We start from the raw sequence: 19,010 nt of genomic DNA on the forward strand, positions 1-19,010 counted from the left end.
ACCTCTGCCAGACGTGAGAACGGCCCGGAAAGTTGCTTCCGGAGCTCAGCTCATCGACGCGAGGACGTCCGGGACCTCGTCCACCGAGTCGACGAGCGCGATCCGGGACTCCATCGCCCGGCCGCGCGCCAGTGCCTGGAGCAGCGGCCAGGCCGGGAGGTGCTCGGTCCAGTGGGTGCGGCCGACCAGGATCATCGGGGCCGGCTCTCCCCGGGATTCGTAGTAGTTCGGAGTGGCGTTGTCGAAGATCTCCTGGACCGTGCCCGCCGCGCCGGGCAGGAAGACCACGCCCGCGTCGGAGCGAGCCAGCAGTCCGTCCTCACGGGTGGCGTTCGCGAAATACTTCGCGATGTGTCCCGCGAAGGCGTTCGGCGGCTCGTGCCCGTAGAACCAGGTCGGGATGCCCACCGAGTCCCCGCCGGCGGGGAAGCGCTCGCGTACGGCGAAGGCCGCGCCCGCCCACTCGGACACCGACGGCGCGAAGGAGGGGGCCTTGGCCAGCACCTCCAGGGCCTCCGCGAGCGCCTCGTCCGGGGCCGGCGCCAGGTAGGCACCGAGGTTGGCGGCCTCCATCGCGCCGGGGCCGCCGCCGGTGGCCACCGTCAACCCGGACCGGGTCAGCGCCCTGCCCAGCTCGGCGGCGCCGCAGTAGTGCGTACCGCCGCGGGCCATCGCGTGGCCGCCCATCACGCCCACGACCCGGGCACCGGCGAGGTGCTCGTCGAGGGCGTCGGAGATGGCGTCGTCATGGACGGAGCGGAGCATCGAGGCGAAGACGTCGCCGTCGGACTTGGTCTCCTGGAACCAGGCGTACGCCTCGGCGTCCGGGGTGGCCTCGTACCCGTCGGGCAGCCCGGTGAAGAGCTCCTCCGGCGTGTAGAGCAGACCCCGGTACGGGTTGAACGGCAGGTCCGGTACGGGAGGGAAGACCAGCGCGCCGTCGGCGCGGACCTTCGCCGCCGCGTCGGGCTCCATGGCGCAGCCCAGGAACACGGCCGTCGAGGTGTCGGCTGCGAGCAGCGCGAAGGTCCGATCCAGCAGGTTGACCGACTGGATCCGGTAGCCGCTGAGCGAGCCGCGCGCCACGACCTGGTCGAATTCGGCGAGCGTCTCGATCTCGATGTCTGGGTTGACCATTCGGCCCACCCTAAGGGCTGCTCGCGTCAGCGGGTCAATGCCAGCGACGTCAGCTGCGCCACACCCCAGCTGAGCGGTACGCACACGGCCAGGAGCGCGGTGGCCCGCAGACTCGCGGCGGTGCGCAGCACGTTGGACGGGGCGCCCAGGTCGAGCAGGGCCCTGCGTCCGGGCTCCCGGCCGCGGCGGGCCTCCACCACGGATGTGAGAAGGGTCGCGGCGGCGCACAGGGCCACCAGGCCGACGGCCGGCCAGGTCAGCGGGCCCAGCGGGACGGGCAGACCACCCCGGTCGCGCAGGGCGAACGCGGTCAGGGTGCCCGCGGCTACCGAGCAGAGCACGCCCAGCGGAGGGCCGATCCGGGGGGCCTCCTCCTGGAGGGTCCGCCCGGCCAGCAGCCGCAGCGCTCCCGGGCGCACGGCCTGGACGAGGCTCCCGCAGGCGTAGGCGAGCCCCGGTCCGGCGAGGGCGAGCCCGACCGCGGTCAGCGACCAGCCGATGAGCATCCCGGCGTCGCCCCGGCCGGCGTAGGCCGAGGCCGCGAGCCCGCAGGCGGTCAGCGCGATGCCCCAGGGCAGCCCGGTCTGGGGGGCCAGCGGCGGGTGCGGGCGCAGCGCGAGGGCGGTGGCGGCCGAGGCGGCCAGCGGGATCAGGGCCAGCAGGGTGAGGGCGGCGGCCACCGGCAGCGGCTGGTCCGCGTGGAGCAGCGCGGCCCCGGTTCCGTCGAACGGCAGTCCCGCCAGTTCCCCGCGCAGGTGGAGGAAGACGGCCAGGGCCAGGGCGCTGCCCAGGGCGCAGGCGACGGCGGTGGAGATCGCGGCGGCCAGCATGAGCCGAACGGGTCCCAGCCCGGCGGCGTCGAGTCCCTCGCGGGGCTGGGTCGCGGGGTCGGCCCGAGCCACGACGACGGCGAAGTGGACGGTGACGGCCAGCGGGATCAGGGCCCACAGCAGGCGAGGGAACGATCCGGCGGGCCGGGCCACGGCCCCGGCGAGTACATAGAGGAGCAGGAAACCGGTTCCGGCCGAGGCCGCGGCGACGAGGAGCCGCCGCAGCTGGACGAACGGCCGGGAACCGCGGGCTAGGCGGAGAGCGAGCACGCGGCTTGGTCCTCCGTGGTGTCGGCGACGGGGGAGGCGGCGGCCGCGGCCCCCGCGAGGCGGCCGTCGAGCAGGGCGATCCGACGGTCCGCGACGGCCGCGGTGGCCTCGTCGTGGGTGGCCAGCAGCACGGTGATGTCGTGGGAGCGGGCCGCGGTGGTCAGCGTACGCAGCAGCAGGGCCCGCTCGGTGCGGTGCAGCGGGGCGGTGGGCTCGTCGGCGAAGATCACCGCGGGCTCGTTGACCAGGGCCCGGGCGAGCGCGACCCTCTGCGATTCGGCACGGGTCAGCGCGCCGGGGCGCTTGCGGGCGAGACCCGCGATGTCGAGCCGGTCCAGCCATTCGCAGGCGGCCTTGCGGGCGCTGCGGTGGGAGGCCCCGGCGAGCAACAGGGGCAGGGCCGCGTTCTCCCAGGCCTTCAGCTCGGGCAGCAGTTGGGGCTCGTGGCCGATCCAGCCGAACCGGTCGCGGCGCAGCCGTTCGCGGATGAGCGCGCCCATGGTGTGCACGGGGACGCTGTTGAACCAGACCTCGCCCTGCTGGGGCCGCAGCTGCCCGGACAGGCAGCGGAGCAGGGTGGTCTTGCCGCAGCCGCGGGGGCCGGTCAGGGCGAGGATCTCGCCCTGGCGGACACCGACGGAGACGTCGACGAGGGCGGGGGAGCCGTCGTGGGAGTAGTGAAGGGACCGAGCCCACAGGACGTCATTGTCAGGCGGGGCATTGTCCGGTGGAGCCACCATGGCGTACACCTCCGTCCGAGGGAACGAAGCGGAACCGGTCGAAGTCACTGGCGCCGCACTGAGATGTAAAGAGATGAACGTCTTGGATGGTGACAGCACACGGCCCGGACCCCCACGTTCTCACTCGAACGGAGGATCCGGGCCGCGTGGTCGGACCATTGGAGCCGGGGCGGTCTAAGTCCCGGTTACAGCTTGGTCCACGCCTCGGTGAGCACCGAGCGCAGGATGCCTTCGATCTCGTCGAAGGTGCCCTGGTCGGCGATCAGCGGCGGCGCGAGCTGGATGACCGGGTCACCGCGGTCGTCGGCCCGGCAGTAGAGGCCGTTCTCGAAGAGCGCCTTGGAGAGGAAGCCGTAGAGCACGCGCTCCGTCTCCTCGTCCGTGAAGGACTCCTTGGTGACCTTGTCCTTGACGAGCTCGATGCCGTAGAAGTAGCCGTTGCCGCGGACGTCGCCGACGATCGGCAGGTCGTGCAGCTTCTTCAGCGTCGAGAAGAAGGCGCCCTCGTTGTCCAGCACGTGCTGGTTGAGGCCTTCCTTGTCGAAGATGTCGAGGTTGGCCAGCGCGACGGCGGAGGAGACCGGGTGGCCGCCGAAGGTGTAGCCGTGCAGGAAGGTGTTGTCACCCTTGTAGAACGGCTCCGCGAGGCGGTCCGAGATGATGCAGGCGCCGATCGGGGAGTAGCCCGAGGTCATGCCCTTGGCGCAGGTGATCATGTCCGGCACGTAGTCGAACTTGTCGCAGGCGAACATCGTGCCCAGACGGCCGAACGCACAGATCGTCTCGTCGGAGACGAGCAGGACGTCGTACTCGTCGCAGATCTCGCGGACCCGCTGGAAGTACCCGGGCGGCGGCGGGAAACAGCCACCGGCGTTCTGCACCGGCTCCAGGAAGACGGCGGCGACGGTGTCGGCGCCCTCGAAGAGGATCTCCTGCTCGATCTGGTCGGCGCACCAGCGGCCGTAGGCCTCGGGGTCGTCGCCGTAGATCGGGGCGCGGTAGATGTTGGTGTTCGGCACCTTGTGCGCGCCGGGGACCAGCGGTTCGAAGGGGGCCTTCAGGGCCGGCAGACCGGTGATCGACAGGGCGCCCTGCGGGGTGCCGTGGTAGGCGACCGCACGCGAGATGACCTTGTACTTGGTGTGCTTGCCCTGGAGCTTGAAGTACTGCTTGGCGAGCTTCCACGCGGTCTCGACGGCCTCGCCGCCACCGGTGGTGAAGAAGACCTTGTTCAGGTCGCCCGGCGCGTAGTGGGCGAGGCGCTCGGCGAGCTCGACGGCCTTGGGGTGCGCGTACGACCAGATCGGGAAGAACGCGAGTTCCTGGGCCTGCTTGTAGGCGACCTCGGCCAGTTCCTTGCGGCCGTGACCGGCGTTGACCACGAAGAGGCCGGCGAGCCCGTCGAGGTAGCGCTTGCCCTTGTCGTCCCAGATGTAGGTGCCCTCACCACGCACGATGGTGGGGACGGGGGAGTTCTCGTACGACGACATGCGGGTGAAGTGCATCCACAGGTGGTCGTACGCGGTCTTGGAGAGGTCCTGGCTCACGGGCTATCGAGTTCCCCACATGTAGGTCTGCTTCTTCAGCTTCAGATAAACGAAGCTTTCGGTTGATCGCACGCCGGGGAGCGTGCGGATCTTCTTGTTGATCGTTTCGAGCAGGTGGTCGTCGTCCTCGCAGACGATCTCCACCATCAGGTCGAACGACCCTGCGGTCATGACCACGTATTCGCACTCGGCCATGGCGGTCAGCGCGTCGGCCACCGGGTCGAGGTCGCCCTCGACGTTGATGCCGACCATGGCCTGGCGTCGCAGGCCCACGGTGAGCGGGTCGGTGACGGCGACGATCTGCATGACGCCCTGGTCGAGCAGTTTCTGCACCCGCTGGCGCACGGCCGCCTCGGAGAGGCCCACGGCCTTGCCGATCGACGCATAGGGACGGCGACCGTCCTCCTGCAGTTGCTCGATGATCGCCAGGGACACAGCATCGACCGAAGGGGACGGTTGTCTGTTCCTGGAATCTGCGCTTCGACTGACCACGACCTCACTGTGCACGAGGGTCGTCTGTTCCGCAAGACGGAATCGATGAAATCCGTTGTTTGACGACTCCGATCTCACTGATTTCGTAGGTGGTGGCGTCCGGGTCTGTCGAAAGCCTCCGCCGAGGGGCTAGGCTTTGGTAAACGTCTCAATCGTTGGACATGTGATCAGGAGTGTGGCTGTAGTGACCACCGAACTGCGTCGTCTGCGCAACTACATCGGCGGGGAGTTCAAGGACGCCGCCGACGGGCGGACCACCGAGGTGGTCAACCCCGCCACCGGCGAGGTGTACGCCACCGCCCCGCTCTCGGGCCAGGCCGATGTGGATGCCGCCATGGCCGCTGCCGCGGCCGCCTTCCCGGGCTGGCGCGACACCACCCCCTCGGAGCGCCAGAAGGCCCTGCTGAAGATCGCGGACGCCTTCGAGGCGCGCGCGGACGAGCTCGTCGCCGCCGAGTCGGAGAACACCGGCAAGCCGCTGGCCCTCACGGCCAGTGAGGAGCTGCCCCCGATGGTGGACCAGATCCGCTTCTTCGCGGGTGCCGCCCGGCTCCTGGAGGGCCGCTCGGCCGGCGAGTACATGGAGGGGATGACCTCGATCATCCGCCGTGAGCCGGTCGGCGTCTGCGCCCAGGTCGCGCCGTGGAACTACCCGATGATGATGGCCGTGTGGAAGTTCGCCCCGGCCATCGCGGCGGGCAACACCGTCGTGCTCAAGCCCTCGGACACCACCCCGGCCTCCACCGTGCTGATGGCGGAGATCATCGACTCGGTGCTGCCCAAGGGCGTCTTCAACGTCATCTGCGGTGACCGCGAGACCGGCAAGGCCATGGTCGAGCACTCCACCCCGGCGATGGCCTCCATCACCGGCTCGGTGCGCGCGGGCATGCAGGTCGCCGAGAGCGCCTCCAAGGACGTCAAGCGCGTCCACCTGGAGCTCGGTGGCAAGGCCCCGGTCGTGGTCTTCGAGGACGCCGACATCGCCAAGGCCGTCGAGGACATCGCGGTCGCCGGCTACTTCAACGCCGGCCAGGACTGCACCGCCGCCACCCGCGTGCTCGTGCACGAGTCGATCCACGACGAGTTCGTGGCCGCGCTCGCCAAGGCCGCCACGGACACGAAGACCGGTCAGCCGGACGACGAGGACGTGCTGTACGGCCCGCTGAACAACCCGAACCAGCTCAAGCAGGTCGCGGGCTTCATCGAGCGCCTCCCCGCCCACGCCAAGGTCGAGGCGGGTGGCCACCAGGTCGGCGAGAAGGGCTACTTCTACGCCCCGACCGTGGTCTCCGGCCTCAAGCAGGACGACGAGATCATCCAGAACGAGGTCTTCGGCCCCGTCATCACCGTCCAGTCCTTCACGAACGAGGGTCAGGCCCTGGAGTACGCGAACGGTGTCGAGTTCGCCCTCGCCTCCTCCGTGTGGACCAAGGACCACGGCCGCGCGATGCGGATGTCCAAGAACCTCGACTTCGGCTGCGTGTGGATCAACACCCACATCCCGCTCGTCGCCGAGATGCCGCACGGTGGCTTCAAGAAGTCCGGCTACGGCAAGGACCTCTCCGCCTACGGCTTCGAGGACTACACGCGCATCAAGCACGTGATGACCTCGCTCGACGGCTGATCGGCCGCATCGATCACAGCACAGCGTTGACGGGGCGGGCAGTAGACAACATGTCTATTGCCCGCCCCCTCGCGTTCGCCGAGGCTGTGCCCATGCCTGAACTCGCCTTCTCCCGCCGTTCTGCGCTGTACGGCCTCGGTGCCGCGGGCCTGTCGGCCGCCCTCGCCGGCTGCGGCGTGCCCGCCGCCTACGTTCCCGAGGAAGGGCGCGAGGCTCCGGACCGTTCCGAGCGGGACCGCAGCGTCGTCTTCTCCAACTGGCCGCTGTACATCGACACCGACGAGGAGGACGAGGAGCGCCGTCCGACGCTGGAGGCCTTCTCGGAGCGGACCGGGATCGAGGTCCGGTACACCGAGGAGATCAACGACAACGACGAGTTCTTCGGCAAGGTCAGTCCGGCCCTGATGAACCGGCAGGAGACCGGCCACGACCTGATCGTGGTCAGCGACTGGATGGCCGCCCGCTTCGTCCACCTGGGCTGGGCCCAGAAGCTGGACCGGTCGGCCCAGCCCAACGTGACCCGCCACCTCGACCCGCAACTGCGTTCCCCCGCCTTCGACGAGGGCCGACTGCACACCGTGCCCTGGCAGTCGGGGATCACCGGGATCGCCTACAACCGCAAGGCCCTGGGCCGGGAGATCAAGTCGGTCAAGGACCTGTGGCAGCCGGACCTGGCGGGCAAGGTGACCCTCTTCTCCGGCCTCGACGAGTCCTTCGCCCTGCTGATGCAGGGCAACGGTGTGGACGTCACCCGCTGGACCGAGTCCGACTTCCACCGGATGTGCGACCAGGTCGAGAACATGGTGAAGAAGAAGCACATCCGCCGCTTCACCGGCAACGACTACACCTCCGATCTGAGCAAGGGCGATGTCCTCGCCTGCCAGGCCTACTCCGGTGACGCCATCCAGCTCCAGGCCGACAACCCGGACATCGAGTTCGTCGTCCCCGAGGAAGGGGCCGAACTCTGGGCGGAGAGCCTGCTCGTCCCCAACCTGGCCCGGCACAAGGCCAATGCCGAAGCCCTCATCGACTACTACTACGCCCCCGAGGTGGCAGCCTCCCTCGCCGCCTCCGTCAACTACGTGTGCCCCGTCCCCGCCGCCCGCGAGGTCCTGGCAGCCTCCGACGACCAGGAGACCGCCGAACTCGCCGAGAACCCGCTGATCTTCCCGGACGACGACATGCGCAAGCGGCTGGTCGTGGCCCGGGACATCTCCTCGGCCGAGCGCCGGTCCCTCGCCAAGCGCTGGAACGCGATCGTCGGCCTCTGACCGAGCGTCGGACGGTGGTGTTGAACACGTTCAGCAATTTGAATGAACGTGTTCAAAAACAGGCGTAGGCTTCCTTCCATGAGCGAGAGAAGCGCCCTTCAGCGGCGGATCCGTGCCTGGTTGACCCTGTTCCTGATCTGCCTGGTGCTCAGCGGCCTCACAGCCTTCCCCCTGGTCAGCGAGCTCCGCTGGGCCAACGCCCTGATCGACCACGAGTGGCTGCGACGGGTGGGCGACGGACTGGAGCGGGCCGACGCCGACTACCCCTTCCTCCTCTACGGAACCGACTGGCTCGCCTTCGCCCACCTCGTCATCGCCGTCTTCTTCTACGGGGTCCACCGCGACCCGGTACGCAACATCTGGATCGTCGAAGCCGGCATGATCGCCTGCGCCGGAGTGATACCGCTGGCCCTGATATGCGGCCCGATCCGGGGCATCCCCTTCTGGTGGAGCGTCATCGACATGTCGTTCGGCGTCTTCGGGGTGATCCCCCTGCTGGTGCTCCGCCGCATGATCAAGCGACTTGAGGCCATGCCCGCTTGACGCCTACTCGGCGAAGGCCGCCAGCAGGATGTTCAAGGGCAACGGGTTCGTGTCCTCGCCCTTGGCGTTCGTGGAGTTGACCGAGTAGACCAAGGTGCGGGACAGGTCCCGGGTCGCACCCATGCCGGTGTTGTACCCGTACCGGCCACCGGACTTGCCCCACACCACCGTGCCGTCCGGCAGGGCGATCCTGGACAGTCCCGCGGTCATCGTGGCGCGCTTCCCGTCCTCGACGTCCTTCACCGCGGGCACCGTGAACATCTCTTCCAGCTGGGCCGCCGGCACGACCCGCCCGCTGAACAGAGCCGTGGTGAACCGCTCCAGATCCGCCGTGGTCGAGATGATGTCCCCCGCCGCCCAGCGGTCCGAGGAGTTCCACTCGGTCACGTCCCGCAGCTCCCGGGAGCCGTCCGCCCGGGCTATCGCCTGGTACCCACGGTTGTGCGGACCGTGGATCCTCGTCTGCGTCCGGGACGGGAAGGAGGTCTGACGCAGACCGAGCGGCCGCAGGATCCGCCGGCCGACCGCCTCCTCGTACGAGGTACCCGTCACCTTCTCGACGAGCACGCCCAGCACGGTGTAGTTGATGTTCAGATAGTGCTGAGCCGTGCCCGGGGCGAACTCCCGCTCCTTCGCCAGGGCATCGGCGATCTGGTCGTGCGGGTCGGTCACATCGAAGCGGTGCTCCCACTGCGCCTCGAACGAGTCGCCCGGGCCGTCCGCCGCCGGTATCCCGCTGGTGTGGTTGAGCAACTGCCGCACGGTGACCGCACCGTAGGAATCGGGCACGGTGCCGGGCAGGTACCACCGGACCGGCCGGTCCAGGTCCACCCGGCCCTCGGCCGCCAGCTGGAGCACCACCGCCGCGGTGAAGGTCTTGGTCACCGACCCCGCCCGGAACCTCCCCTCCTCGACGGCCGCCCGTCCCGTGACGATGTCCGCCACACCGGAACTGCCCCGCCAGCTACCGCTCGTCCCCCCGACGCGGACCAGCGCGGCGGTCGCGTCCCTGTGCTCCGCCCCCAGACCGGCGATCGCCCGCTCCAGCACCGCGGCATTCGGCGGGGCGGAGACGAGGGGCGCCGTGGCCCCCGCCGGGACGGGTACCGGAGCCGCGTGCGCGATGACCGGTCCGGACGCGATGCCCAGAACCAGAGCGGCGGCGATCAATGTGCGCGTGCGAGCCTTCATGGCGAATCCCCCTGTGAGTTCACCGGGCCACCAGCGGCCCGGACAACTCAATGCTCCAGCTCGGAGGGGTCGTTGCGGATCACCTACGAGAGGGGTCTTCACCGGTACGACAACTCACCGGCGCGAGGGATACGACACGCCGTCCCCTCACTCTCCGGAGGGAGTGCCCGCCGCGATCAGGCCCGTCTCGTACGCGCAGATCACCGCCTGGATCCGGTCCCGCAGCCCCAGCTTCGCCAGCACGTTCCCCACATGCGACTTCACCGTGTGCTCGCTCACCACCAGCGCCGCCGCTATCTCCGCGTTCGACAGCCCCCGCCCCAGATGCAGCAGGGTCTCCCGCTCCCGCGCCGTCAGCACCTCCAGCCGGTCCGCCGGCAGCTCGTTGCGCGCCGCGGCTCCCGTCACCGCCGTGTACTCCTCGATCAGCCGCCGCGCCACCGAGGGGGCCAGCAGCGACTCGCCGGCCGCCACCACCCGTACCGCGTGCACCAGGTCGTCCCGCCGCACGTCCTTCAGCAGGAACCCGCTCGCGCCCGCGTGCAACGCCTCGTACACGTACTCGTCCGAGTCGAAGGTCGTCAGCATCACCGTGCGGCACGCGCTCCCGGCGGAGATCGCCCGGCACGCCTCGATCCCGTCCAGCACCGGCATCCGGATGTCCAGCAGCGCCACGTCCGGCGCGAGCCGGTCCACCGCCGCGACCGCCGCCGCCCCGTCCCCGACCTCCGCCACGACCTCGATGTCCTCCTGGACGTCCAGGATCATCGCGAACCCGCTGCGCACCAGCTCCTGGTCGTCGGCCACCACCACACGGATCGTCAATTCCCCACCTCCAGCGGCGAGGTTACAAGGGACACCCGCACCGCATACCCGACCCCGCCCGGCCCCGGACCGCACTCGGCCGTTCCGCCGTGCGCCGCCGCCCGCTCGCGGATGCCGATCAGCCCGTGCCCGCCCGAGGCACCACCGGGCCCCCGACCGTCGTCCGTGACCGTCACCGTGAGCGTCCCCGGCCCGTACGCCAGCGTCACGTCCGCCGCCGCGGCCCCGGCGTGCCGCACCACGTTGGTCAGGGCCTCCTGCACCACCCGGTGCACGGTCGCCTCCAGAGCGGCCGGCAGCTCGCGCACCGCGCCCGTCCGCTCGTACGACACCCGCAGCCCGCCGGCCCGCACCCGGTCCACCAACTCCGTCAGCCCGGCGATCCCCGGCTGCGGGCTCCGGGGCGCGGCCCCGTCGGTGCGCAGCACACCCAGCATCGCGCGCAGCTGCGCCATCGCGTCCCGACCCGTCTCCGCGATCGCCTCGAAGGCGGCCTCGGCCCGCTCCGGCGCCCTGCGCACGGCCACCGGACCGGCCTCCGCCTGCACGATCATGATGCTGACCGCGTGCGAGAGGACGTCGTGCATCTCCCGGGCGATCCTGGCCCGTTCGCGTGCGGCGGCCTGCTCCGCCTCGATCCGGTTGGCCCGCTCCAGTTCGGCGGCGCGCGCCTCCACGGCCGCCGTGTACGCCTGCCGCGTGTACTGGAGCCGGCCCAGGGCGTAGGCCGCCGCCGAGACGAAGAGCGTGAACAGCAGCTCCCGCGCCGTCCCCGTCTCCCAGCCCACCGACAGGGCGACCACCACCACGCTGGCCAGTCCCGCGGTCGCCCGGACCCGTGGGGCGCACTGCAGGGCGACCGTGTAGAAGGCGATGAGGCCCGCGTACGGCAGCGGCTGGCCCGGCCCGTCGAGCGTGACCTTGTAGATCCCCCCGAGGACCAGGATCGCCACCAGTACGCCCACCGGTGCCCGGCGCCGCCAGATCAAGGGCAGCACGGCGGCCGTGGTCATCGCGTACGAGGCCCAGGTCACGGGAGGGAGGTCGGGCGACCGGGGCACGACGAACGGCATCGTGACGGCCGCCTGCACCAGCAGCGTCAGCCCCAGGTCCTGCCGGCGGGCATCCGCGTTCCGGACCCGCTCGCCGAGGGCCCGTATCACCGCCCGAGCCCGGCCCGTACGGCCGTCAGCGCGTCCAGCCGGTTCGTGGTGATCGAGTCGACCCCCGCCGCGACGAGGCCCTTCATCGTCCGCCTGGTGTCGGCGGTCCAGGCCGACACCAGCAGGCCGTCCCGGTGGAGCGCGTCCACCAGCTCCCGGCTCACCAGCCCGAAGCGGTAGTTGAGCCAGCGCGGCGCCATGGCGTCGACCAGTGCCCGCCGCGGCGGCGAGAGGGAGGTCCAGGTCAGCGCGATCTCCGCGCCCGGATCGGCGGCGCGGACCGCCAGCATGGTGTTCGGGCCCCCGCAGTAGTACGTGCGCTCGCGCGCCCCGCACTCGCGGACCTCGCCCGCGACGATGCGTACCGCTTCGGGTGTGGCGCCGGGCAGGTCGAGCATCAGCCGGCCCGACCCGGCGGCCGTCAGGGCGTCGCGCAGCGTGGGGACTCCGCCCAGCGTCAGCCCCTTCAGCTGTGGGGCCGTGACGTCGTCGAGGCGTACGTCGTGGCCCCACAACCGCTGGAGCGTGTCGTCGTGGAGCAGGACCGGCACCCCGTCCCGGGTCAGCCGTACGTCGATCTCGACGGCGTCCGCCCCGCGCGCGAACGCGGACCGGATCGAGGCCAGGGTGTTCTCACGGACACGGTAGGGATCGCCGCGGTGGCCGACGGCAGTCAGAGTGCTCATGTCCCCATTCTCAGGGGCGCAGTTGCCGGGGAGGCGTCAGCGCGCGAGCCATTCGGCGGTGTACGTGTCGATCTCCGCGGTCAGCTTCGCCTTGCCGGCCGGGTCCAGGAAGGAGGCCTCGACGGCGTTCTTGGCGAGCTGCGCGAGCCCGCGCTCGTCGAGGTCGAGGAGGCGGGCGGCCACCGCGTACTCGTTGTTGAGGTCGGAGCCGAACATCGGCGGGTCGTCGCTGTTGATGGTGACGAGCACGCCCGCCGCGACCATCTCCTTGACCGGGTGCAGGTCGAGGTCGGTCACCGCGCGGGTGGCGATGTTGGAGGTCGGGCAGACCTCCAGCGCGATCCGGTGCTCGGCGAGGTACGCGAGCAGCTCCGGGTCCTGGGTGGCGCTGGTGCCGTGGCCGATGCGCTCGGCGCCGAGGTCGCGGATGGCGTCCCAGATCGTCTCGGGGCCGGTGGTCTCGCCGGCGTGCGGGACGCTGCGCAGACCGGCGGCGCGGGCGGCGTCGAAGTACGGCTTGAACTGCGGGCGCGGGACGCCGATCTCGGGGCCGCCGAGGCCGAAGGAGACCAGGCCCTCGGGGCGCAGGTCGACGGCGAGCCGGGCGGTCTCGGCGGCTGCCTCCAGGCCGGCCTCGCCGGGGATGTCGAAGCACCAGCGCAGGATGACGCCGAGTTCGGTCTCGGCCGCCCGGCGGGCGTCCTCGATGGCCTCCATGAAGGCCTTCTCGTCGATGCCGCGACGGGTGGAGGAGTACGGGGTGATGGTCAGCTCGGCGTAGCGGATGTTCTGCCGGGCCATGTCGCGGGCGACTTCGAAGGTGAGGGTGCGCACGTCGTCCGGGGTGCGGACCAGGTCGACCACCGACAGGTAGACCTCGATGAAGTGCGCGAAGTCGGTGAAGGTGAAGTAGTCGGCGATGGCCTCGGGGTCGGTGGGGACCTTCGAGTCGGGGTGCCGGGAGGCGAGCTCGGCCACGATGCGCGGGGATGCCGAGCCGACGTGGTGGACGTGGAGTTCGGCCTTGGGCAGCCCCGCGATGAAGGGGTGCAGGTCGGTCATGCGGGTGCCTCCGGGAGGACGCTGGTGCGGGCGGGTCGGGATTCATCGTAGGCACGCCCGTGACTGTCGGTGGCAGCGCTTAGCATGGCTGTACGAGAGGGGGGCGCCGTATGACCGACAGCAGTCCCGAGCCGCGAGACCCGTGGGCGCCGCTGGAGCGGCCGGCGGTCGAGCTGGGCAAGTCGCAGGGCGGGCAGGGCACACCGGGCGTGTCTGGCCCGCCGTCCGTGCACGATCAGCCGACGCTCGCCGGGATGCCGGGCGACCAGTTCCCCCCGTCCGCCCAGGCCCCGGCCCAGATACCGACGCCGACCCCGCCCCCGATGACCGGACCACCCGCGTCCGCGGCGTACGGGTACCCGGCCCAGCCCGGCTACGGGTTCCCCGGCGACGCGGGATACCCCGCGCAGTCCGGACAGCAGGGATATCCCGGATACCCCGGATACCCCGGATACCCCGGATATCCGGGATACCAGGGGTACCCCGGCCAGGGTGCGTATCCGCCCTACGGGGTGCAGCGCAGCAACGGCTTCGGCGTCGCGGCGCTCGTCCTCGGGATCCTCGCGGTCGTCGGCTGCATCACGAGCTTCTTCGCGCTGGCGCTCGGCATAGCGGCCGTCGTCTTCGGCGTCCTGGGCCGCGGCAAGGCGCGCCGCGGCGAGGCGGACAACGGCGGGATGGCGCTCGCCGGCATCATCCTGGGCGCGATCGGCATCGTGCTGGGCGCCGTGATGGTCGCGATCGTGTTCGCGGGCTTCATGGAGCGGGGGTCGGGAGACGACTCGCCCTATGAAAGCCCCTACGACAACTCCCAGGTGCGCGAGAAGGTCTGACCGGGCCGTCTCAGGAGGCCCACGGCCAGTCGGCGGCACGGCCGGACTCGATCAGGGACACCATGCGGAAGGCTCCGTCGGTGAGCCCGCCGAAGGTGTGCCGGTTCGCGGTACCGGAGGGCGCGTGCCCGACCCGGTGACCGGCCAGGTTCCAGGTGTAGACCGGAACCGAGGCCGGCACCTCGGCGGTCGGATCGCCGCCGTGGCCCCACGCGGCGACCTGCTCGTCCGTGACGATCAACACCCGGTCGTGACCGTCGTAGTGCTCCTTCACCGCCTTGGCCGTATAGGTCCCGCCGAGGTCCCCGAACCGCTCCAGCACCTTGAGCACCGACTCGCCGCGGTGGTACCGGACCGCCTCGCTGGACGTACCGAACTGCACCAGATCGGCCTGCTCGGCCCGCAACGCCAGCGCCGTACCGAAGACGGCCGCGGCGTCCGCCCGGTTGAGCTCGGAGCGGTCCGACAGCCGGGACCACATCGACCCGGACCGGTCGACGAGGACCAGCGTCCGGCCCGGCAGCGCCGGTACGTTGGACAGCGAGTGGCCGAGCGCCTGCTCCAGCGGATACGACCAACGCAGCGAGGACGCGTGCTGATAGGCGGCCAGATAGCGGAAGGGGAACTGCCGGGACCGGGCGACGACCTCCGGGTCGGAGATCCTCCCCGCGACCTGCGCGGCCACCGCGTCCGAGACCTCCGCCCGGTCGAAGTTGCGCAGGTTGCGCAGCAACGCCATCGCACCCATGGACGGGATGACCGCCTCCCAGGCGGCCGCGTCCATCGGCCCCCGCAGCCAGCCGGCCAGCGACTCCCAGGTCATGCCCGCCGCAGCGAGCCGCTCGGCCCCGTCCGGGGCGAGGACCACGGCACGTCGTTCGGCGACCGGCAGCTCCATCAACGCCCGGTGGGCGACCAGGGTGCGGCTGCCCGCCGGGACCCGCGCGTCCTGCGGATTGTGCCTGCGGTCGAGGGCGTGGCGGAACAGCTCGCCCTGCCACGGCTTGGCCGGGTCGGGAGAGGCGTGCACGAGGTTGAGGACGTCACCGAAGCGGTAGGCCTTGGACTCGGTGTCGTACTTCAGGAGCGAGGTGGCGCAGTAGAGCCGGCGTACCGCGTCGGCGATACCGCGCTTGACGGGCTTGGGCACATTGCGTCCGTACGTCGCCGTCCAGTAGGCCAGCAGCTCACCGGGCTCGTCCGCGCGCCGCAGTACGGAGTCGACCACCTGACGGTTCGAAGGCCCCTCGGTGGCGCCCGCCTCCAGCCGCGCCCGCACGTACTCGGCGGCGCCGACCAGCGAGGCGGTCCGCATGTTCGCGTCCTCGCGGAGCCGGCCCAGCAGACCGGCCGTCCACGCGGGATCCTCGACGGCGAGGGTGCGCACGAGCGCCGCGAACCGGTCGTCGCGCGCCTCGCCGCTCTCGTACGCGGTCCGCTGCGTCACGAAGTTGGCGACGGCGAGCAGGAACAGTTCGGAGCGCGGGTCGCGCAGGTGGCCCGGGCCGCCCTGAGCGGTGCGGGCGGGTCCGGCCGACCGGACCGGCGAAGTGGGCTCGCCGGGCGCCGATTTGGCCGCGCGCAGGTTGAAGCGAGACATGAGAATCCCCCCGAATTCGATGGAAGCGGGGGAGGCGTCGCGTGAGGGATGCCCGAGATCGGGAGTCGGCGGCGGACTTTATGCCCGACGAGCTACCTGGCTGCTCCACCGGCCCGTTCCCTTGCGGGTGACGAGCCGGGTGGGATTCGAACCCACGACCTCCGGGTCCCCAGAAGTAACCGTCGCCTGCGCACCGGGCATCCCCCACGCGGGCCTCCCGAGATCAAGATGGCGGCGGCCTGGGTTCTTTGTGGAAGAAGGAGCCGCAGCCTGCGCACCGGGAGGTGCGTGACGTAGGTGTCCAGAGATCGGAGTCGGCGAAACCACGCGGTGCTCTACCGGCTGAGCTACACCGGCCGGAGCCGGCGACGGGATTCGAACCCGCGGCAGTCGAAGTAGGTCTCGTCTGCGCACCTGGACGGGCATCACGGTAGGGCACCACCCGCGGCGCCCGCCACGCAATACTTCCCGTGCGGGCCCGTGCCTCAGACCTCCGCCGCCGACAGCAGTGTCGCCACCATGACCTGGCCCTCGACGGCGCCCCGCGACAGCGGGACCCAGATGAGCCCCACCATCCGCGGGCAGTCGCACGTGAGGTCCGCGTCGACGCCGAGGACCGGCTCGCCGGGCTCGACCTCCACGCGGAAGCACGAGGTCCGGCCCGACGGGTAGGGCGCTTCGTACGCGTACCGCACTTCCAGGGCGCGCAGGCCGGTCTCCTCGGCGACCTCCCGCCGGACCGCGTCCTCGGGCTCCTCGCCCGTTTCCAGGCCGCCGCCCGGCAGCGTCCAGTACTCCGGCCCGTCGTGCCGCCCCGTCCGCCCCAGGCCGCGCTCGCGGACCATCAGCACGCAGCCGTCCCGGACGATCACGGCGGCGACCCGGCGCCGCTCCGTCATGCCAGACCCTGCCGGAGCTGTTCCCGGGCCTCCATCAGCGCGAAGCCCAGCAGGTTCAGCCCGCGCCAGCGCGCCGGGTCCAGCGTGCGCTCGTCGTCGGCCGCCAGCCCGATGCCCCAGATCCGGTCCATGGGGCTCGCCTCCACCAGCACCCGGTTCCCGGTGCCCAGCAGGTACCCGCTCAGGGCCGGGTCGGAGCCGAACTTGTGCACGCTGCCCTCCACCACCAGGGCGAACCGCTCGCGCTCCCATATCGCGTTGTCGAAGCCGCGCACGAGGCGCCCGACCTTCTTCGCCTGGGCCGGGCTCTCCGCCTCCACCGCCGCCCGCTCCGCCTCGGCGTCGCCGAAGAGCCGGGCCTTGCCGGCCATCATCCAGTGCTCCGCGGTCGCATACCGGACGTCACCGACAGTGAAAGAAGCGGGCCACCACTGGCTCAGGCAGCTGGGACCGAGCCTGCCGTCCGGCTGCGGGCGGTGCCCCCAGAACGGCAGGTACTTCACCCGCTCACCACGGCTGACCTGCTTGATCAGTTCGTCGATCATTTCCATGCACGCGAGTCTGGCAGTCGCCACTGACACTTCGTACGGGATTTTCGGTGTGCCTCGACACATGGTCGACCGATTCCGTCGCGTAATCAAAGAGCAACAACGGAATCACTTGGCCGAGGGCATCACCTCTGCCAGGATCGGCACTCAATTCGAGCTGTAGCTCGAACTGTAGCTACGGAGAGCGTGAGAGCGTTATGGGCAACCGCTTCCAGGTCAAAGACCGCTTCGCAGACGGCGCGCAGTACATCGACGGGCACCTGAGGCCCGGCACCTCCGGACAGTCACACACCGTGATCGATCCGGCGACCGGCGACGAGGCCCTGACCTACGAGCTCGCGAGCACCGCGGACGTCGACGAGGCCGTCGCCGCCGCCAAGAGGGCCTTCCCGGGCTGGTCCGGCGCCACCCCCGGCGAGCGTTCGGACGCCCTGCACAAGCTGGCCGCCGTACTGGCCGAGCAGGCGGAGGACTTCGCGTACGCCGAGTCCCTGCAGTGCGGCAAGCCGATCAAGCTGTCCACGGAGTTCGACGTACCGGGGACCATCGACAACACCGCCTTCTTCGCGGGCGCGGCCCGCCACCTCCAGGGTCAGGCGGCCGCCGAGTACTCGGGCGACCACACCTCCTACGTACGCCGCGAGGCCATCGGGGTCGTCGGCTCGATCGCGCCCTGGAACTATCCGCTCCAGATGGCCGCCTGGAAGATCCTTCCGGCGATCGCCGCGGGCAACACGATCGTCCTCAAGCCCGCCGAGCTGACCCCGCTGACCTCCTTGATGTTCGCGCAGGCGGCCAAGGACGCGGGCCTGCCCGACGGCGTGATCAACATCGTCACCGGCGCCGGCCGCGAAGCCGGAGAGCACCTGGTGGGCCACCCCGACGTGGTGATGACCTCCTTCACCGGCTCCACCGCCGTCGGCAAGCGGGTCGCCGAGATCGCCACCGCCACCGTCAAGCGGCTCCACCTGGAGCTCGGCGGCAAGGCCCCCTTCCTCGTCTTCGACGACGCCGACCTGGAGGCCGCCGCGCACGGCGCCGTCGCCGCCTCCCTCATCAACACCGGCCAGGACTGCACGGCCGCCACCCGTGCCTACGTCCAGCGCCCTCTGCACGACGCCTTCGTCGCCCGGGTGGCCGAGCTGATGGAGAGCGTCCGCCTCGGCGACCCCTTCGCGCCCACCACCGACCTCGGCCCGCTGGTCTCGCACGCCCAGCGCGACCGGGTCGCCGCCTTCGTCGACCGGGCCCGCGGCTACGCCACCGTCGTCACCGGCGGCGAGATCCCGGCCGGCGACCTGGCCGAGGGCGCGTACTACCGGCCCACCCTCATCGCCGGCGCGGCCCAGGACAGCGAGGTCGTCCAGTCCGAGATCTTCGGTCCGGTCCTCGTCGTCCTGCCCTTCGACACCGACGACGAGGGCATCGCGCTGGCCAACGACACCCCGTACGGACTCGCGGCCTCCGCCTGGAGCCGTGACCTCTATCGGGCGAACCGGGCCACCCGCGAGATCAAGGCGGGCTGCGTCTGGATCAACGACCACATTCCGATCATCAGCGAGATGCCCCACGGGGGCTACAAGGCCAGCGGCTTCGGAAAGGACATGTCGACCTACTCCTTCGAGGAGTACACGCAGGTCAAGCACGTGATGTACGACAACACCGCGGTGGCCGAGAAGGACTGGCACCGCACGATCTTCGGGGACCGTCCGTAACCATCTGCGGCTATCGCCGCGTGGGCCCACCGCC

General features: G+C 70.8%; 18 protein-coding genes. 5 read left to right on the forward strand and 13 right to left on the reverse strand.

Features of this window, described 5'->3' with window-relative positions; all coding sequences use genetic code 11:
- Positions 1–45 precede the first annotated feature (45 nt).
- The 5 genes from AB8A24_RS14165 to AB8A24_RS14185 all read right to left on the reverse strand — a co-directional run bounded on the left by AB8A24_RS14165 (position 46) and on the right by AB8A24_RS14185 (position 5,031).
- Positions 46–1,137 carry an LOG family protein gene (locus AB8A24_RS14165; RefSeq protein ID WP_369475882.1) on the reverse strand — a complete coding sequence of 364 codons (1,092 nt, stop codon included), beginning with the start codon at positions 1,135–1,137 and terminating at the stop codon, positions 46–48.
- Positions 1,138–1,163: 26 nt separating this feature from the next.
- On the reverse strand, positions 1,164–2,237 hold the full coding sequence (locus AB8A24_RS14170) for a hypothetical protein (RefSeq protein WP_328961456.1): 1,074 nt from the start codon (positions 2,235–2,237) through the stop codon (positions 1,164–1,166).
- A complete protein-coding gene (locus tag AB8A24_RS14175; RefSeq protein WP_328961455.1) occupies positions 2,219–2,977 on the reverse strand; it encodes an ATP-binding cassette domain-containing protein in 759 nt (252 codons plus the stop codon). The genes AB8A24_RS14170 and AB8A24_RS14175 overlap by 19 nt, the downstream gene beginning before the upstream one ends.
- A 185-nt stretch (positions 2,978–3,162) precedes the next feature.
- Positions 3,163–4,524, reverse strand: a complete 1,362-nt coding sequence (locus tag AB8A24_RS14180) for an aspartate aminotransferase family protein (protein ID WP_030718578.1) — start codon at positions 4,522–4,524, stop codon at positions 3,163–3,165.
- 3 nt (positions 4,525–4,527) lie between these two features.
- Complete coding sequence (locus tag AB8A24_RS14185; RefSeq protein WP_007266859.1) at positions 4,528–5,031, reverse strand: Lrp/AsnC family transcriptional regulator; 504 nt, start codon at positions 5,029–5,031, stop codon at positions 4,528–4,530.
- 169 nt (positions 5,032–5,200) lie between these two features.
- Here AB8A24_RS14185 and AB8A24_RS14190 point away from each other — a divergent pair, with 169 nt between their 5' ends.
- The 3 genes from AB8A24_RS14190 to AB8A24_RS14200 all read left to right on the forward strand — a co-directional run bounded on the left by AB8A24_RS14190 (position 5,201) and on the right by AB8A24_RS14200 (position 8,454).
- On the forward strand, positions 5,201–6,640 hold the full coding sequence (locus tag AB8A24_RS14190; protein ID WP_328961454.1) for a gamma-aminobutyraldehyde dehydrogenase: 1,440 nt from the start codon (positions 5,201–5,203) through the stop codon (positions 6,638–6,640).
- Between the two features lie 92 nt (positions 6,641–6,732).
- Positions 6,733–7,911 carry a spermidine/putrescine ABC transporter substrate-binding protein gene (locus AB8A24_RS14195; protein WP_369475886.1) on the forward strand — a complete coding sequence of 393 codons (1,179 nt, stop codon included), beginning with the start codon at positions 6,733–6,735 and terminating at the stop codon, positions 7,909–7,911.
- A 78-nt stretch (positions 7,912–7,989) separates the two neighbouring features.
- Positions 7,990–8,454: a hypothetical protein gene (locus AB8A24_RS14200; protein ID WP_030718595.1), complete on the forward strand. Its 465-nt coding sequence runs from the start codon at positions 7,990–7,992 to the stop codon at positions 8,452–8,454.
- A gap of 3 nt (positions 8,455–8,457) precedes the next feature.
- On the opposite strand, the gene AB8A24_RS14205 is transcribed toward AB8A24_RS14200, so the two are convergent.
- The 5 genes from AB8A24_RS14205 to AB8A24_RS14225 form a co-directional block, all read right to left on the reverse strand.
- The gene (locus AB8A24_RS14205) at positions 8,458–9,645 is read right to left on the reverse strand and encodes a serine hydrolase domain-containing protein (RefSeq protein ID WP_369475888.1); all 1,188 of its coding nucleotides are present in this window, start codon (positions 9,643–9,645) and stop codon (positions 8,458–8,460) included.
- Between the two features lie 147 nt (positions 9,646–9,792).
- The gene (locus AB8A24_RS14210; RefSeq protein WP_266482170.1) at positions 9,793–10,470 is read right to left on the reverse strand and encodes a response regulator transcription factor; all 678 of its coding nucleotides are present in this window, start codon (positions 10,468–10,470) and stop codon (positions 9,793–9,795) included.
- Entirely contained in the window at positions 10,467–11,543 is a 1,077-nt protein-coding gene (locus AB8A24_RS14215; protein WP_369475927.1) for a sensor histidine kinase, read from the reverse strand. Before AB8A24_RS14215 ends, AB8A24_RS14210 begins: the two co-directional genes overlap by 4 nt.
- 86 nt (positions 11,544–11,629) lie before the next feature.
- The gene (locus AB8A24_RS14220) at positions 11,630–12,319 is read right to left on the reverse strand and encodes a glycerophosphodiester phosphodiesterase (protein WP_328961451.1); all 690 of its coding nucleotides are present in this window, start codon (positions 12,317–12,319) and stop codon (positions 11,630–11,632) included.
- Positions 12,320–12,355: 36 nt separating this feature from the next.
- Entirely contained in the window at positions 12,356–13,381 is a 1,026-nt protein-coding gene (locus AB8A24_RS14225; RefSeq protein ID WP_369475891.1) for an adenosine deaminase, read from the reverse strand.
- A 110-nt stretch (positions 13,382–13,491) separates the two neighbouring features.
- Here AB8A24_RS14225 and AB8A24_RS14230 point away from each other — a divergent pair, with 110 nt between their 5' ends.
- Complete coding sequence (locus AB8A24_RS14230; protein WP_369475893.1) at positions 13,492–14,214, forward strand: DUF4190 domain-containing protein; 723 nt, start codon at positions 13,492–13,494, stop codon at positions 14,212–14,214.
- A 10-nt stretch (positions 14,215–14,224) separates the two neighbouring features.
- Here the strand turns inward: AB8A24_RS14230 and AB8A24_RS14235 are convergent, their stop codons facing one another.
- The 3 genes from AB8A24_RS14235 to AB8A24_RS14245 form a co-directional block, all read right to left on the reverse strand.
- Positions 14,225–15,814, reverse strand: coding sequence for a TROVE domain-containing protein (locus tag AB8A24_RS14235; protein ID WP_369475894.1), 1,590 nt, complete (start codon positions 15,812–15,814; stop codon positions 14,225–14,227).
- Positions 15,815–16,299: 485 nt separating this feature from the next.
- On the reverse strand, positions 16,300–16,713 hold the full coding sequence (locus AB8A24_RS14240; RefSeq protein WP_328961448.1) for an NUDIX domain-containing protein: 414 nt from the start codon (positions 16,711–16,713) through the stop codon (positions 16,300–16,302).
- Positions 16,710–17,264, reverse strand: coding sequence for an NADAR family protein (locus AB8A24_RS14245; protein ID WP_369475896.1), 555 nt, complete (start codon positions 17,262–17,264; stop codon positions 16,710–16,712). Before AB8A24_RS14245 ends, AB8A24_RS14240 begins: the two co-directional genes overlap by 4 nt.
- Positions 17,265–17,458: 194 nt before the next feature.
- Between AB8A24_RS14245 and AB8A24_RS14250 the strand changes: the two genes are divergently transcribed.
- A complete protein-coding gene (locus AB8A24_RS14250; protein WP_369475898.1) occupies positions 17,459–18,976 on the forward strand; it encodes a gamma-aminobutyraldehyde dehydrogenase in 1,518 nt (505 codons plus the stop codon).
- Positions 18,977–19,010 lie beyond the last annotated feature (34 nt).

It is taken from the genome of Streptomyces sp. BF23-19 (assembly GCF_041106355.1).
Classification (GTDB): domain Bacteria; phylum Actinomycetota; class Actinomycetes; order Streptomycetales; family Streptomycetaceae; genus Streptomyces; species Streptomyces virginiae_A.